Source organism: uncultured Kushneria sp. (assembly GCF_947497025.1).
In the GTDB taxonomy this organism is placed as follows: Bacteria; Pseudomonadota; Gammaproteobacteria; order Pseudomonadales; family Halomonadaceae; genus Kushneria.
This window is the reverse complement of the sequence record NZ_CANMFC010000006.1, coordinates 237,040-253,054: the sequence shown is the minus strand read 5'-3', so window position 1 is coordinate 253,054 and position 16,015 is coordinate 237,040. Positions and strand designations below refer to the sequence as shown.

Here is a 16,015-nt window from a genome sequence, read left to right as displayed (position 1 = left end):
TGCATTTTTTAAGCAGGTTATATTTTGCTCATTCATGATTTTATCAAATGGCCATTATTGTTACGTAATAAGATTTTAGGATAGATGATTCAGCAGGGCAGCCCCTGAGGCTGCCCGGCTACGGTGCCTTGCGTCTCAAAACGCCGAGCTCGGCAGGCTTTGAAAAGCCGAGTTAGAGGCCAAACAGCCTGCGGGTATTGGCTCGGATGGTGTCGGCAATCTCTTCGGGGGACTCCTTGCGAATCTCGCACAGGCTCTGCCAGATATGGTTGATCCGCTCGGGGCGATTGGGTTCGCCCTGAAACCCCTGCACGGGCATATCCGGCGAATCCGTTTCCAGCAGCAGCGACGAGAGCGGCAGGCGCGCCAGGGTGCGGCGGGTCTTGGAGGCGCGCTCGTAGGTCATGGTGCCGCCCACGCCAATACAATACCCCGCCCTGATAAAGGCCTGAGCCTGCTGTTCGCTGCCGGCAAAACCATGGACCACACCTCGCCGGGGCAGGTCGATGCGTCTTAGATGCATCGCGAGCTTGTCGTGCGTGCGGCGCGAATGAAGGATCACCGGTAACTCATATTGGCGGGCCAGGCGCAGCTGGGCATCCAGCAGGGCTTCCTGGCGTTCGAACTGAGGGTTGTCGATAAAAAGATCCAGCCCGATTTCACCGATCGCTACCAGCTTGTCGGGCCGCTTTTTGAGCCACGTTTCCAGCTGCTCAAGATGCACTTCCTGAAAATCATTTATCGCCATGGGATGAATGCCAAGCGCGGCATACACCGGCGCGTATTGATCGGCCAGTGCCATGACGCCCGCGAAGCGATCCGCCGTGACGCCCACGGCAATGAGCTTCTCGACGCCGGCCTCCCTCGCCTTCTGCAGGCTTTGCGCCTCATTGCCGCAAAAGGGCGGAAAATCAAAATGGCAGTGGGTATCCACAAATTGCGAGGGCATGCCGAGGCTCCTTGGCGCTTGATGACGTGGTTGATCGATGACCAGCGGTTTTACGATGCTGTATGGCGGAGTGTAGTGCCCTGGTGTCAGGGGTGAATTGCAGGGGCTGCAGGGCGAACTACGCTTTAGCCATTCGTCGTAATGCGCGCAGCGCAGGGCCGTATTCACCTTTGGACGCGTGGCCGCGGCCACTCAATGACAGGGAGCATCATCGTCATGGCAGAACATATTCCCCCGCAAAAGCAGGATCGTCAGCCCGGTGTCGAAGGCGAAATGACCCCGCCGGCCGAATTCATGCATCCCGATTATCGTGGCAGCGCCAAGATGCAGGATCTGGTGGCCATCGTCACCGGCGGCGACAGCGGCATTGGTCGCGCCGCGGCGGTGCATTTCGCCCGCGAAGGTGCCGATGTGGCCATCCTGTATCTGGATGAGCACGACGACGCCGAAGCCACGAAGCAGATGATCGAAGCCGAAGGTCGTCGCGCGCTGCTGATCGCCGGTGATGTCGCCGATGCCGATTTTTGCCGCAGCGCGGTGCAGCAGACGGTCGATACCTTTGGCAAGCTTGATGTACTGGTCAACAACGCCGCCCAGCAGGTGCTGCATGATCGCCCCGAGGAGACCTCGGATGAAGAGTGGCGGCGCACCTTTGACGTCAATATTCACGGCTACTTCTACATGGCCAAGGCCGCCATCCCGCATCTGCGTGAGACGAAGGGCGCGGTGATTAACACGACCTCCGTCAATGCCTTTGCCGGTAACGCCAATCTGCTGGCCTATACCACCACCAAGGGCGCCAACGCCGGTTTTACCCGCGCGCTGTCAAAAATGTGTGTCGGTGACGGTATCCGCGTCAATCAGGTCGCACCGGGCCCGATCTGGACGCCGCTGATCCCCGCCACCATGGGCCAGTTTGACGAGAGCCTGGTCGAGGACTTCGGCAGCCAGTCGCCGATGGGACGCGCCGGTCAGCCTTCAGAGCTGGGCCCTGCCTATGTCTATCTGGCCTGCCGCGACAGCAGCTACGTGACCGGCCAGACCATCCACGTCAACGGCGGCATGATCGTCAACGGCTGATGTGCATTACACCGGGTGAGGCAGTTTTCCGGTGTGTCCGGAACGCTCTCCCGGATTTTAAGGGGTTGGCATGAGGCCTGCCCGGGCGCATATCGAGTGCGCGCATCGAAAAGGAGAGTTCAGACATGGCAGAGCAGTTTCCAAGGCAGTCCCAGGATCGTCAGCCGGGGTTTGAGCATGAGATGACCCCGGCGCCCGAAATCATTCGCGATGACTATCGCGGCAGCGGCAAGCTTGAAGGCAAAAAGGCGCTGATCACCGGCGGCGACAGCGGTATCGGTCGCAGCGCCGCGGTGCATTTTGCCCGTGAAGGGGCCGATGTGGCCGTGATGTATCTCGATGAGCATGACGACGCCGAAGAGACAAAACGCCTTATCGAAGCCGAAGGTCGCCAGGCGCTGTTGACCAGCGGCGATGTGCGGGACAGCGCCTTTTGTCACCAGGCCGTCGATCAGGTGTTAAAGGAATTTGGTGCGATCAACATTCTGGTCAACAACGCCGCCGCCCAGGTGGTGCGCCAGGATATTACCGACATCCCCGATGATGAATGGCGTGACACTTTTGACGTCAACATCCACGGCTACTTTTATATGGCAAAGGCCGTGCGTCCGCACCTCAAGGCCGGCGACACCATCATCAATACGACCTCGATCAATCCCTTCGTGGGCAATGCCATGCTGATGGCCTACACCTCGACCAAGGGCGCGATTACCGGCTTTACCCGCTCGCTGTCGGAGTCGCTGGTGGGTGAGGGCATTCGGGTCAACGAAGTGGCGCCGGGGCCAATCTGGACGCCGATTCAGCCCTCGACCATGGGCCGTTTCGATCCGACTCTCATGCAGACCCTGGGCGAGAAGATGCCGATGGGCCGTGCCGGCCAGCCCAGCGAACTCGGGCCCGCCTACGTCTTTCTGGCCTCGAAGGACGCCTCCTATATCAGCGGCCACTCGTTGCACATCAACGGCGGCGCGATTATTAATTAGAGCGCCTTCATCAACCAGGGCGCTGCGCTGAAGACGTCAAAAACCGCCTCCGGTCCGGCCGGAGGCGGTTTTTTATGCCACACCATTTCGGTGTCAGGGCGAGCCGTCCGGCGTCGAGCCGTTGGCCGCCACACGCTGTTCCTGCGGTTTTGAGGCTGACGCCGGTTCGGGCGCCAGCGGCGGCATCGCCACCCCACCGGCCGGCAGCGTTACATGCCGTGTTTCATCAATATCGGTCGCGGAATCGGCCAGTGCCACCTGATAGTCACCGCCCTCAAGGCGCCACTGGCGCTGATCGCTGTTATAGCGGGCAAACTGACGTGGATCGATCTCAAGACGCACCTCCCTTGATTCGCCGGGGGAAAGCTCAACGCTCTGCCAGCCGCCCAGCCGGGCCGGCGAGCCATCGGGGGCGTGAACGTAAAGCTGCGGCGTGGTGCGGCCCTTGCGATCCCCGGTGTTGGTGACCGTGAAGTGAGCGGTTACTTTTTGCCCATCCTTCTCGAGCGCCAGCCCCTGGCGCTCAAAGGTGGTGTAGGAAAGCCCATGGCCAAAGGCGTACAGTGGCGTCTCATTCTGACGTTCGAACCAGCGATAGCCGACATCGGCGCCTTCGCGGTTGTAATCGACATCAAAGAAAGCGCTGTTACCGATGGTCAGCCCCGGGACCTGTGGACGGGGCAACTGCTGATCATTTTGTGCAAAGGTCACCGGCAGCCGGCCCGAGGGGTTTTTCTGCCCGAAGAGCACATTGGCGATGGCCTCACCGCCGCGCTGGCCCGGGTACCAGGCCTCCATGATGGCGGCGACATTGTCCCGCCAGGGCATGGCCACCGGCCCGCCGGTTTCCAGCACCACCACCGTACGCGGGTTGGCTTTCGCGACCGCCTCGATCAGCGCGTTCTGGTGGCCTTCCAGCGCCAGGCTCTGCATATCCATGGTTTCCGAGGTCCATTGCTGGGCAAAGACTACGGCGACGTCGCTGTCACGTGCCTGGCGTACCGCCTCATCGATGTCGTCACCCGAGCTGAAGGTGACACTTGAGTCCGGCGCGTGCAGGCCGATCGCGCCCAGCGGTGAGGATTTGGGATACAGACGCTGGGTGTTGACGCCCCTGGGCGGATTCAGGTCGGGCAGGGCGTCTCCGTCCATCGGCACCACAGCGGCCGAGCCGCCGCCGGCAATCACGGCGCGGTCGGCATGTGCCCCGGTCACGCTGATGCGTTTGTCCTGCGCGCCGTCCAGCGGCAGCACGCCCTGATCATTTTTCAACAGCACCATGGCGTTTTCGGCGATGCGCTGGGCAACGTCAGCGTTGGCCTTTTTATTGATCGGCTCACCGGCGGGGGGATGATCGACCAGCCCGGAGGCAAAGGTGCTGCGCAGGATGCGATGGGCCATGTCGTCGATGCGTTCGCGGGGCACTTCGCCGCGCTCGACCGCCTTTTCCAGCGGGGCGCCAAAATAGACCACGCCGTCAAAGTCCGCTGCGGCGGACTGCTGATCCAGCCCCGCATTGGCCGATGGGGCGCTTGAATAGACCGCCCCCCAGTCGGACATCACAAAGCCCGGGTAGCCCCATTCCTTCTTGAGCACCTGATTGAGCAGATAGCCGTTTTGACAGGCGTACTCCCCATTGATCCGGTTATAGGCGCACATGGTCGCCCCCGGATGGCTGTGTTCCAATGCATAGCGAAATGACAGCAGGTCGGATTCCTGCAGCGCCTGATCGCTGATGTTGGCACTGAGCTTGTGGCGTCCGGTCTCCTGGGCGTTGAGCGCAAAGTGCTTGATGGTCGACATCACATGCTGACTTTCAATGCCGTTGATCTTGGCTGCCGTCGTCAGCCCCGACAGCAGCGGATCCTCACCTGGCATCTCGTAGTTGCGCCCGGCGCGCGGGTCGCGCACCAGCCCTGCCGTACCGCCCAGCAGCACGTTAAAGCCGTAGTGGCGGGCCTCGCGGGCAATCATTTCACCGCCCTGACGGGAAAGCTCGGGCTGCCAGGTGGCGGCGGCGGCCAGCACCGAGGGCAGCGCCGTGGCCTGGCGGTCCGGGTCGATCCAGCCGGGATTGGTCACGCCAAGATCAGCATCGGTCTGCTGCTGGGCGGGAATGCCCAGCCGGCTGATGCCGGGCACAAAGCCGGCCGAGCCGATGGCGCCGCGCACGCGCTGCGACGCCTTCATGGGCGCGGCAAAGTCACTGGCCAGCAGCTGCATCTTCTCGGTGGTGGTCATCTCGGCCAGGGCGGCGCGGGCGCGATCGTCGGCATTGCGGCTCTGATCCATCCAGGGCGCCTGTGCCAGTCGCTCATTCAGGCTCTGCTCGGCCTGCGCCAGACGCCCGGGTCGCTGATCCGGTACCGGCGGCATCTGTGTGGCCAGCACCTGAGCACTGAAGACAACAGACAGCGTGATCACGGGCAAAAAAAAGCGTTGGCGCATGCGTAAGGCGTCTCCGGAAGATCAGGGTGCCAGCCCGGGATCGCAGCGATCATCGGACATGGGACAGTCAACAAACGGACTACCTTAGTCGTATCGAGAGTGCCTTACTGTGTCAAAACGTCAGCATTTGCCAGCGAGTGCCAGCAATCATGAGCGAGTGTGAGCCGGCGTCAGTGCACGCAACCCAAAAGCACAGGGCCGCTGTCCGAGAGGCAGCGGCCCTGGCGTATCAGAGCACCTTGAGATCCAGATATCGCTCGCGATTTAAAAGGGGTGCAAGATTTAAAAGAACGTCGGCTCGACAGCAGTCACCGACAGCTTCTCATCGATCCACAGTCCCTGGCGCCACTTGTCGAAGGTCAGACACGGATGGGAGGCGCCAAAGGCAATGATGTCCTCAATGCCAATGTCGGCGTCTTCGGGCACGCGCAGGAAGGTGTGCTGATCCATGATGTGAACCACCTGCCAGTCGGTGACATCGCGCACGTATGCCCCGTCGCGGTACAGGCGCAGCGCCATCGGTAGATCCGGGTCGCAGGAGATATCGCGCTTGCCCATCGCCACGATCGCAAGGCCGGGCTCGGGCAGGGACTGCACCTGAGCGAAGACTTCCAGCGCCGGCTCAAGCGCGCCTTCAAGGTCGGGGCGGCGTTCGCTGACGGCCTCCATCGCCTCGCGATAAAGCCGGTGATCATGGGCCACATAGCAGCCCGGGCGCAGCACCGGGGTGTAGTGCTCACGCAGTTCGGCCTGATCAAAGGCCTCGGCAATCAGATCAAACCATTTCGAGCCGGAGGCGGTCACGATCGGCGCCGGTGTGGCCAGCACGCCGCTGTCGTGAAGGTGTCTGACGGTCGCTACCAGCCGCTGGCCATAAGCGCGCACCTCTTCCAGCGCGCTGTCGCCGCCGATCATGCCTTCATACCCTTCGATGCCGGCCAGTGCCAGCGCCGGGGCCTGCCGGATGGCTTCGACCAGTGCGGCCAGTTCCTCATCATCACGGACGCCGCAGCGACCGCCGGGGACGCCCAGCTCGATCAGCACCTGCAGGCGCTGGTCGCGGCCTGCAAAGAAGTCATTGAGCATGCGCACGTTGTCGGCGTGATCCACGGTGCAGTAGTAGTCCAGTCCGCCCCCGATCATTTCTGACACCAGCGCCATGTTGGCCTGACCGACCAGCTGATTGGCCATGATGAGCCGACGCACGCCGTGTTCAAACGCGGCTGCGCACTGGGTCGCGGTGGCCAGCGTAATGCCCCAGGCGCCGGCCTCGATCTGACGCGCAAAGAGCGCCGGCATCATGGTGGTCTTGCCGTGCGGGGCCAGGCGCGCGTGATGGTGATCGGCAAAGCGCTGCATCCAGGCAATGTTGTGCTCCAGCACCTGCTGGTGAAGCACCATGGCCGGCAGGCTCACGCCCGTAAGCAGGCTGTCGCCCAGCACCGGGCTGCCCTTTTGAAGCGTCTGGCCATCGGCAGGGGAAAGCGAAGAGATTGGCATGGTATAGCGCTCCTGACGGGATGTTGATGTTGTTGTCACCAGGCGCGGGACAGGCGCCTTTGGTGTCCGTAAAGCGTTAGTGTCCGTAAAGCGTTCTGGCGGCCTGTTTCAGGGCGTCCAGCAGTTCGTCGCGGCGTGTCTCGGGCGCGTCGCGGCCGATGGTGAAACACAGTGTGGCATGGGCATGGCCGCCCTGATCGAACACCGGTACGGCCAGGCAGCAGGCAAAACTGTCCGCCAGCCCTTCGGTGATGGCATGGCCCTGGTCGCGGGCCTTCTCGATCTCGGCGAAAAAATCCTCGCGATGGATTTCGCGCCCGTCCGGCAGGACGAAATCCTCCGCGGGGATAAAATCGGCGATCGCCTCCAGCGTCATGTCGCCCAGCAACACCCGCCCCGACGCCGTCCAGGGGATCGGAATGCGCACGCCCGTATCAGCGCTGATGCGAAAGGGGCGAGTGCCGTTGTCATCGAGCACCACGGTGTACTTGTTGCCTTCCAGCATGCAGAACTGGCTGGTTTCGTTGAACTCGGCCGCCAGTTGGCGCAACACGCTGCGTGCCCGGCTGATCAGGTCGTTGTGGCGGGCGTAGTCCAGACCGAACAGATGCATGGCGCGACCAAAAAAGATGCGCCCATCGCGGTCCACCTCCAGCCAGCCGGCCTCACTCAGGATACTGACCAGCTCATAGACGCTCGAGCGCGGTGCGCCGGTGGCCTCGACCAGCTCGCGCGGCGTCATGGGCGCCTTGTGGCGATGCAGCTGGGTACACAGATCGATCACCCGATCCACGCCCCGGGCGCGCTTGCCGGACGAGCCCGCGGGGGCGTTTGGGGTAGTGAAAGACTCCGACATGACAGCTCGCTCTTGATTCAACGGTAGTCCGGCCATCGTGCACCGGATGGCGCCATTTGACGACTTGCATTCGGTCTCGATATGGGAGCAGGATAAGCCTGTCCAATAAAACAGACAAGTGTCCGATATATCGGACAAAAGAGTAATGGCCACGATCATCCGGAGCTGCGCATGTCCTCATCTCGTCATTTCGATGTTCTGATTCGCGGTGCGTGGGTGCTGGATGGCACCGGTGCCCCGGCCCTGGAGACCGATGTCGCCATCAGCGGGGAGCGCATTGCCGCGCTGGGTGATCTCGAGGGCGTTAGCGCCGGGCAGGTGATCGACGCACATGGGCGCTATCTCGCGCCCGGCTTTATCGATGTTCACACCCACGATGACACCAACGTGATTCGTACCCCCGAGATGCTGCCCAAGCTCACTCAGGGCGTGACCACCGTGGTGGTGGGCAACTGCGGCATCAGCGCCTCGCCGGTGCGGCTTCGCAGCGAGACGGTGCCTGATCCGATGAACCTGCTCGGGCGGCGCGAGGACTTCGTCTACCCGAGCTTTGCCGACTACGCCAATGCGGTGAACGCCGCCATGCCCAGCGTCAACGTGGCGGCACTGGTGGGGCACACCGCGCTGCGCGCCAATCTGATGGATGAGTTTGACCGCCCGGCAACGCGTGATGAGATCGAGGCGATGCGCAGTGCGCTGGCGCAGTCGCTGGATGAGGGCGCCATCGGCATGAGTTCGGGGCTGGCGTACAAAAACGCCCGCCACGCCCCGCTGGAGGAGATGCACGCGCTGGTCGATGAGGTCGGCCGTCATGGGGCGCTTTATACCACCCATCTGCGCGATGAGTTCGCGGGTCTCCCTGAGGCAATGGAGGAGGCCTTTGACACCGCCCGCCACGGCAACGCCGAGCTGGTCATCTCGCATTTGAAGTGCGCAGGCGTGGGTAACTGGGGCAACGCACCGCTGGCGCTCGAGCGCCTTGATAACGCCGCACTGACCCAGACCTGCCACTTCGACTGCTACCCCTATACCGCGGGTTCCTCGACGCTGGACCTGGGCCAGGTGACCGACGAGATCGATATCTTTATTACATGGTCGGAGCCGCATCCGGACATGGCGCGTCAACCGCTCGACGAGATCGCGCGCGCCTGGGAGGTGTCATTGATGGAGGCTGCCACGCGGCTGCAGCCGGCCGGCGCGGTCTATCACAACATGTCGGAAGCCGACATGACCCGTATCCTGGCCCACCCGCTGGCCATGGTGGGCTCGGACGGTCTGCCCAACGACCCGCATCCGCATCCACGCCTGTGGGGCGCCTTCCCGCGCGTGATCGCTCACTACTGCCGCGACGAGCAGCTTTTCGAGCTGCCGGAGGCCGTTCGCAAGATGACCGGGCTTTCGGCGCGCAATTTTGGACTGACCGACCGCGGCGAAATTCGGGAGGGCGCCTTTGCCGATCTGACGCTGTTTGATCTGGCAATGCTTGAAGACGTCGCCACCTTCAGTGACCCGATCGCGCCGGCCCGCGGCATCGAGCTGGTGATGGTCAACGGACGCATCGCCTACCAGGGCGGTGTGCCCGGCGAGCGTGCCGGCCGTCTGCTGCAGCGCCGTGCGTCCTGAGTCCTTTCAGGGCATCAAAAACATCCACAGGGCATGACAGCCCATAACGGATTCAATCCTTTATTCAGGCAACAGGAGTAACCCATGAGCATCAAGCGTTATGGCACCGGCGGCGGTATCGGCACCGGCGGGCAGAAACTGCCGTTTGCGAAGGCGACCGAGGCCGATGGCTGGCTGTTTGTCTCGGGTCAGACCCCGATGACCGATGGCGAAGTGGTCGAGGGCGGCATTATCGAACAGTCACGGCTCGCATTCGACAACTGTCTGGCCATCATGAAGGACGCCGGCTACGGCGTGGAAGATGTGGTGCATGTCACAGCAGTGCTGACCGATGCGCGCTATTTCAGCTCGTTCAACAAGGTGTTTGCCGAGATCTTCGGCGACCACCCGCCGGCGCGGATCTGCAGCGTTCAGGACCTGGTGGTGGACTGCAAGGTCGAGGTCGACATGAAGTGCTTCCGGGCCGACCGCAAGGGCTGAACCCTCTTCCCGGGCGTTGAACCATCTGCCGGGTCAGTGGGTATTCACTGACCCGGCAACGCTTACGTATCCGCATCATGGCGTTAAAAGACCTGCCCAATAACCACAAGAGGTCCTTCCATGCATACCACCTTCTTTCTGATCGGATTTTTCGCCTTTTTGCTGGCCATGATCGTGTTCGGCAGCGTGATGTCGCGCCGCCATCGCGGTGATGGCGACAGCTTTCTGCTGGGCGGGCGCGGTGTGCCCGTCTTTCTGACCATCGGCACAACCGTGGCCACCATGGTGGGGACGGGCTCGAGCATGGGCGCAGTCGGCTTTGGCTATAACAATGGCTGGGGCGGGGCGCTGTATGGGATCGGTGGGGCCATCGGCATCCTGCTGCTGGCCTGGTGGTTCGCGCCCATGCGCCGGCTTCGTTTCATGACCATGAGCGAAGAGCTTTCATACTACGTGGGCGGCAGCCGCCTGGTGCGCAATGTGGTGGCGGTGCTGATCTATGTGGCCAGCATCGGCTGGCTGGGGGCGCATATCCTGGGCGGCGGCATGTATCTCTCCTGGATTGCCGGCATTGATCTGGGGCTGGCCAAGGTGATTGTGGCCATCGGTTTCGGGCTTTATTGCGTGATCGGTGGCTACATGGCGGTAGTCTGGACCGATACCGTGCAGGCCGTGCTGCTCTTCCTGGGGTTTATCGCCATGGCGGTGTTTGCGCTGGTCGATATCGGTGGGTTCTCGCATCTGGGAGACAACATGAGCCCGGGAACGGCCGAGAGCTGGTTTGGCGTGGCGCAGCTGGGGCTGGTGCCGGCACTGTCGCTGGCGGTCGTAGTCGGTGTGGGCGTGTTGGCCACACCGTCCTATCGTCAGCGTATCTATTCGGCGCAGTCGGTGAGCAGCGTACGCTACTCCTTTCTTTTCACCGGCGTGCTCTATCTGGCCTTTTCCATTATTCCGGCGATTGTCGGCATGGCGGCCCATACGCTGGCCCCGGATCTGGAGAACAGCAACTACGCCTTTCCGTATCTGGCCACTCAGGTGTTGCCAATGGGACTGGGCATGCTGGTGCTGATCGCGGGGCTTTCAGCCACGATGTCAAGCGCCAGCTCCGATGCGCTGGCGGGGGTGGCCATCATGATGCGTGACCTGTGGGTCATGGCGACCGGGCATGTGCCTGCCCCGGAAAAGGTGGTGCTGTTTTCACGTTTCGCACTGATCGTGACCATTGGTCTGGCGCTGGCCTTTGCGCTGATGACCGATAACGTCATCACCTACATCACCACCATGATTGCCACCGTCATGTCGGGACTTTTTGTCTGCGGCCTGCTGGGGCGTTTCTGGACGCGCTACAACTGGCAGGGAGCCGTGGCCACGCTGGTGGCCGCCTCGGTGACCTCGCTGGTGGTCTCGGCCAGTGCCGGGCTCAAGGCTTTCTGGGGCAATCCCAGCATTCCGGCAGTCGTGGTGGCGGTGCTGGTGGGTGTGGTGGTCACGCTTGCCACACCACGCTCAAACGTGACACGCGAACAGGCACTGGCCATTCTGGATGAGGAGCGGGCCCGCATGGAGATGCCTGCTGCGACGCCTTGAGGTTGCTATAAAAAAGAGGCGCCTCCGAGCCTTTTGGCCGGGGGCGCCTCCTTCTTTTAAAGGCATCGCATCAGGCGCGGCTAGATCATGCTCGCCAGGCCAGTGAGCAGCTCCCGTGGCTCTTCCATCAGCGTGGCAATGGAGTAACAGCCTACAAAGGCCAGAGGGTAGAACCACTGGGGATGCGTCTGCCCAAAGCCGGCAACCCGGGCCCCAATGCGTCAAAAGGGCGTCAGCAGAGCAAGTTCGATCACGATAACGCTCAAAAGGCCGCCGGCAATGATATCGGTGGCAAAGTGAAAACCCATGTAGGCGCGTGAGAAGGACACCAGCACGGCAAACATCAGCGCAATAACGCCCAGCGGGCGACAGAAGCGCCAGATGACATAGCCAAGGCCAATAAAGACGGCGGCGTGGTCGCTGGGGAAGGAAGTGAGGTCGTGAAACTCCGGCGAAATATCAAAAGGCGGCGTCATGCCAAGCGCTTCATCCTGCAGGGGGCGCGGGTTGTCCGGAATGAATATCTGCATCACGCGGCTGACCAGCGAGGTGAGAAAGGCAGCCAGAGTGCAAATCAGAATATCGCCGCGACGCGCGATCAGGGAGGGCATGCACCAGATGGCGCAGATGCCGGCCAACAGCGGCACGCCGGTAATCAGCTTTTGATAGGAAAACGCATTCATCAGATAGTCCAGCAGCTCGTTATGCTGCGCCGACTGATTGATGAAGCTCATGAAGGCATATTCCGCCGTCGTGCCTGACAGCGCCAGTGGTGCAAGGATCGCAAAGGCGACCAGCGCGATTGCCATTCTGAGCTAGGCGGGTGAGTCGGCGGGCGGATGGACGTTTACACTGGCGCGATCAGTGTCAGGTGAGGTAGCGATAGCGGTAGTAAAACGAGACAACATGAATACTCATTGGAAGTTTTTCTTAAGGGTGTCGAAGTATGGTTAACAAACCTGCCACTCACTGTATCAACGAGATTTTCTTTGTATCGTTGGGTAAATAAACCCTTCAGGTATTAAAAAACCGCCCGAAGGCGGTATGAATTTTCGAAAAAATCAGAGCTTACAGAATGAATCGCAGCAGGCCGCCGACTATTTCCCTGAGCTCTTCGGCCAGGGTGGCGATGCCATAACAGGCCACAAAGGTCAGCGGATAGAACCAGTGAGGCGCCGTTTGGCTGAAGCCGGTCAGCCAGCCGCCAATGCGCTGAAAGGGCGCCAGCAGGGCGATCTGAACCGTCAGGATGGCCAGTGCGCCGCCCCCAACGATATCAGTAATGAAGTGATAGCCTAGGTAGATACGGGTAAAGCAGAGCAGAGCGGCAAAGGCGATCGCAACCAGACCCAGCCTGCGATGCAAACGCCAGATGACGTAGGCCAGTCCGATAAAGACGGCGCCATGATCACTGGGAAACGAACTGAAATCGTGCAGCGTCTGCGCATCCACGCCGGTGGGCGGTGTCATGTTGAGCGCTTGATCCTGCAGCGGGCGCGGATGCTCTGGCGTCAGCTGCTGCATGATGCGACTGAGCGCGGCCGACCCGAAGGCGGCCACACTGCAGGTCAGAAGCTCGGTACGGCGCGCTAGCAGCGAGGGCATGAACCATAGCGCCCAGAGGCCTGCGACCAGCAGCACACCCGAAATCAGCTTCTGGTAGCTGAGTATGTGCATAAGGTAATCAAACAGCGCGCTGTCGCGGGCCATTTGATTGATGGACAGCATGATCCTGTCTTCCATACCCAGCGGCATGACGAAGGTGATAATGGTGGTGAGTACCACCAGCGCCAGTGCCACAAGGGCCACAAGACTTTCACGGATGATGGGAAAGGAGGGGCTCCCGCTGTCATATCGAGAGGATAGGGACGTCATGAATTACCAGATTAAAATTAAGTTAATGTGACAGCAGTATGAAGGTTCAAGCATCAAGGAATTGTGTTGTTTCGTGCATGTTGTGTTATTGATCGACGAAAAAAGGACCCGAATGCGAAGGTCCGGGTCCCGATTCGATAGCACGGCAGTTTCAATCAACTGTCTCGTCGACGCAGATAGTCATGCACGGCGGCGATATCCTGCTCACCCAGCCCCGCATCGACGGCGTCACGCCAGATGTCACTGATACGCACCAGCCCCGGCAGGTTGGTCTCACCGGCGGCTTCCAGCGCGAGCCGAGCGTCCTTGAGTCCCCACGCCAGCGCCATCTGGGCGCTGTACTCATCATTGCCGATCTTGTCGAGCTTGGCCTTGACGTAGGGGGCGGCCAGCGGGCCACCGTCGAGCACCGACCAGAACTCATCGGTGGAAAAGCCAAGCGTTCCAGCCAGCCGCGCGCTTTCGGCAATGCCCTGCATCATGTGGATCAGCCAGGCGTTGACGACAAGCTTCATGCGCGAGCCGCGCCCGGCCTCTCCCAGCCAGACCACCCACTTCGAGATGGCGTTGAAGACCGTCTCAATCCCGTCGGCCGCCTGTTGGTTGCCGCTGGCCAGTATCGAAATGGTGGCCTGCTCGGCGGGCGCTTTCGTTCCGGAAACCGGCGCATCAATAAACACCACATCCGGGCGCGCCGTTTTGATCTCGCGAATCAGCGTTTCGGTCTGTTCCACACCAATGGTGCCCATCTGGATCACCACGCCCTTTTCGGGCAGGTGTTCAAGGGCATTGCCCTCACCGAGCAGCACGTCATGGGTGGTGTCAAAATCCGGCAGCATGGTGATGACAAATCGTGCACCACTGACGGCCTCAACGGCGCTGTTGGCGTTAATCGCGCCACGTTCGGCCAGATCATCGCCCCGTGAACGGGTGCGGTTCCAGACCCGTACCGACAGATCATTGTTTAAAAGGTTGGCGGCAAAGGCGTGGCCCATGGCGCCCAGGCCAAGAACGGCAACGGTGGTGTTGTGTGACATGTGGCAATGCTCCATCGGTGGTTGCGGACAGGTCGCACCAGCGTAGCGCGATGAACGTGAAAACGGGAACGCAAAAACGCCCCGGCGGGGCCGGGGCGTTGGCGTGATGGCGCAGGCTGTCTTACGGCGTCAGCACAATCTTGCGGCAGTCATCTTCCTTGGCATCAAACATGCGATAGCCTTCGGCAGCCTGATCGAGCTTCATGCGATGGCTGATGATCGCCTCGGGCTTGAGTCTGCCCTGGTCGATGGCCTCCATCAGGGTCGGCAGATAATCATGAACGTGGGTCTGGCCGCCCTTCATGGTCAGCCCCTTGTCGAAGAAATCCCCGATCAAAAAGCCATTTACGGCGCCGGCGTAGACGCCCGGGATGCTGATGCTGCCGCCGCGACGGACGGCCGCCAGGCACTGGTGCAGGGCGATATCGCTGCTTTCGACCTCAAAGTTGTTCATGGCCGGCATTTTGCCGCCGTGACCCTTGGACTCATAGCCGACAGCATCGATCACGGCATCCACGCCACGACGGCCTTCGCTGAGCTGAATGATCGCCTCGGCCACGTCCTCGACCTGATCGAAGTTGAGCGTTTCGACGCCGTAGGCCTTCTTCGCGAAATCAAGACGGTACTGCTGATTGTCGATCATGATGATCTGCTCGGCGCCTTCCATGCGCGCGCATGCTGCCGACATCAGCCCCACCGGGCCGGCCCCGAAGATGGCCAGGCTCGAGCCCGTTTTGACGCCGGCATTGAGGACTGCCTGATAACCGGTCGGCAGGATGTCCGACATGAACAGCACCTGTTCGTCGTCCAGGCCGTCCCGGATGGCATAGGGGCCGGCATTGGCGTTTGGGACGCGCACGTACTCGGCCTGACCGCCGGGAATGCCGCCGTACATGTGTGAAAAGCCAAACAGCGCCGCCGGCGCCGGAATCGACTTCTTGTTCAGCGCCGCGCCCTCGTTGGGGTTGGTGGTCTCACACGCCGCATACAGCGAATGCTGGCAGAAAAAGCAGCTGCCACAGGCGATCACGAACGGTACGACCACGCGGTCGCCCTTCTTGACGCTGGTGACGGCGGAGCCGGCTTCCTCGACGATGCCCATGAACTCATGGCCGAAGATATCGCCAGGCTCGGTGGCCGGCATCGAGCCGCGATAAAGATGCAGGTCGGAGCCGCAGATGGCCGTCGAGGTCACGCGCAGAACAATGTCATCGTCCTGCTGGAGCGTGGGTTCGGGAACATTTTCAACGCGAACGTCGTTGCTGCCCTGATAAACCAGTGCCTTCATGATTTCTTCTCCCTAGCATACCCGGCCACTGATGATTGAACCATCATGGCAGTGCAGAAATGATTGGCGATGGCCGACATCCTGCCAGCCAGTGGTTTAGTGTAGAAAGCGAAGCGATAGGCGGCCAACGATTTATCGATACGGGATGTAAACGGAGAGGCAGGTCAGACGGACAATGAGGGTCATACGTCATGAAAAGGGGAGAGAAAGTGGCGAGGACGCCGCTGACACGACAGCGGGCGCCTCTTGAAGAGCGCGCCCGCTGATGGCCCGTGGTGACCTGCCTGTCAGGCACTAGGCCAGCGC

13 protein-coding genes are annotated in these 16,015 nt (G+C 61.3%); 5 read left to right on the top strand and 8 right to left on the bottom strand.

What is annotated here, in order from left to right; genetic code table 11:
- Positions 1-172: 172 nt before the first annotated feature.
- The gene (locus tag Q0931_RS12890) at positions 173-949 is read right to left on the bottom strand and encodes a TatD family hydrolase (RefSeq protein ID WP_299260892.1); all 777 of its coding nucleotides are present in this window, start codon (positions 947-949) and stop codon (positions 173-175) included.
- Between the two features lie 216 nt (positions 950-1,165).
- On the opposite strand from Q0931_RS12890, the gene Q0931_RS12885 reads away from it, so the two are divergent.
- Positions 1,166-2,029, top strand: a complete 864-nt coding sequence (locus Q0931_RS12885) for an SDR family oxidoreductase (protein ID WP_299260890.1) — start codon at positions 1,166-1,168, stop codon at positions 2,027-2,029.
- Positions 2,030-2,154: 125 nt separating this feature from the next.
- Positions 2,155-3,012 carry an SDR family oxidoreductase gene (locus Q0931_RS12880; RefSeq protein WP_299260888.1) on the top strand — a complete coding sequence of 286 codons (858 nt, stop codon included), beginning with the start codon at positions 2,155-2,157 and terminating at the stop codon, positions 3,010-3,012.
- A 93-nt stretch (positions 3,013-3,105) separates the two neighbouring features.
- Here the strand turns inward: Q0931_RS12880 and Q0931_RS12875 are convergent, their stop codons facing one another.
- From Q0931_RS12875 to Q0931_RS12865, 3 genes are all read right to left on the bottom strand, one after another.
- Complete coding sequence (locus Q0931_RS12875; RefSeq protein WP_299260886.1) at positions 3,106-5,460, bottom strand: glycoside hydrolase family 3 C-terminal domain-containing protein; 2,355 nt, start codon at positions 5,458-5,460, stop codon at positions 3,106-3,108.
- A 282-nt stretch (positions 5,461-5,742) separates the two neighbouring features.
- Positions 5,743-6,960, bottom strand: coding sequence for an amino acid deaminase (locus Q0931_RS12870; protein ID WP_299260884.1), 1,218 nt, complete (start codon positions 6,958-6,960; stop codon positions 5,743-5,745).
- Positions 6,961-7,036: 76 nt separating this feature from the next.
- Entirely contained in the window at positions 7,037-7,816 is a 780-nt protein-coding gene (locus Q0931_RS12865; protein WP_299260882.1) for an IclR family transcriptional regulator, read from the bottom strand.
- 171 nt (positions 7,817-7,987) lie between these two features.
- Here Q0931_RS12865 and Q0931_RS12860 point away from each other — a divergent pair, with 171 nt between their 5' ends.
- The 3 genes from Q0931_RS12860 (at position 7,988) to Q0931_RS12850 (ending at position 11,509) form a co-directional block, all read left to right on the top strand.
- Positions 7,988-9,439 (top strand): amidohydrolase family protein, encoded by a 1,452-nt coding sequence (locus Q0931_RS12860; RefSeq protein WP_299260880.1) that lies wholly within the window; start codon positions 7,988-7,990, stop codon positions 9,437-9,439.
- Positions 9,440-9,523: 84 nt separating this feature from the next.
- Positions 9,524-9,919, top strand: a complete 396-nt coding sequence (locus tag Q0931_RS12855; protein ID WP_299260878.1) for a RidA family protein — start codon at positions 9,524-9,526, stop codon at positions 9,917-9,919.
- A 120-nt stretch (positions 9,920-10,039) separates the two neighbouring features.
- On the top strand, positions 10,040-11,509 hold the full coding sequence (locus tag Q0931_RS12850) for a sodium:solute symporter family protein (RefSeq protein ID WP_299260876.1): 1,470 nt from the start codon (positions 10,040-10,042) through the stop codon (positions 11,507-11,509).
- Positions 11,510-11,730: 221 nt separating this feature from the next.
- Here Q0931_RS12850 and Q0931_RS12845 read toward each other — a convergent pair whose 3' ends face one another.
- The 4 genes from Q0931_RS12845 to Q0931_RS12830 form a co-directional block, all read right to left on the bottom strand.
- Complete coding sequence (locus tag Q0931_RS12845) at positions 11,731-12,318, bottom strand: phosphatase PAP2 family protein (protein WP_299260874.1); 588 nt, start codon at positions 12,316-12,318, stop codon at positions 11,731-11,733.
- Between the two features lie 259 nt (positions 12,319-12,577).
- Positions 12,578-13,384 carry a phosphatase PAP2 family protein gene (locus tag Q0931_RS12840; RefSeq protein WP_299260871.1) on the bottom strand — a complete coding sequence of 269 codons (807 nt, stop codon included), beginning with the start codon at positions 13,382-13,384 and terminating at the stop codon, positions 12,578-12,580.
- Positions 13,385-13,539: 155 nt separating this feature from the next.
- Positions 13,540-14,421 carry an NAD(P)-dependent oxidoreductase gene (locus tag Q0931_RS12835; RefSeq protein ID WP_299260869.1) on the bottom strand — a complete coding sequence of 294 codons (882 nt, stop codon included), beginning with the start codon at positions 14,419-14,421 and terminating at the stop codon, positions 13,540-13,542.
- 121 nt (positions 14,422-14,542) lie between these two features.
- On the bottom strand, positions 14,543-15,709 hold the full coding sequence (locus Q0931_RS12830) for a zinc-dependent alcohol dehydrogenase (RefSeq protein WP_299260867.1): 1,167 nt from the start codon (positions 15,707-15,709) through the stop codon (positions 14,543-14,545).
- Between the last annotated feature and the right edge of the window lie 306 nt (positions 15,710-16,015).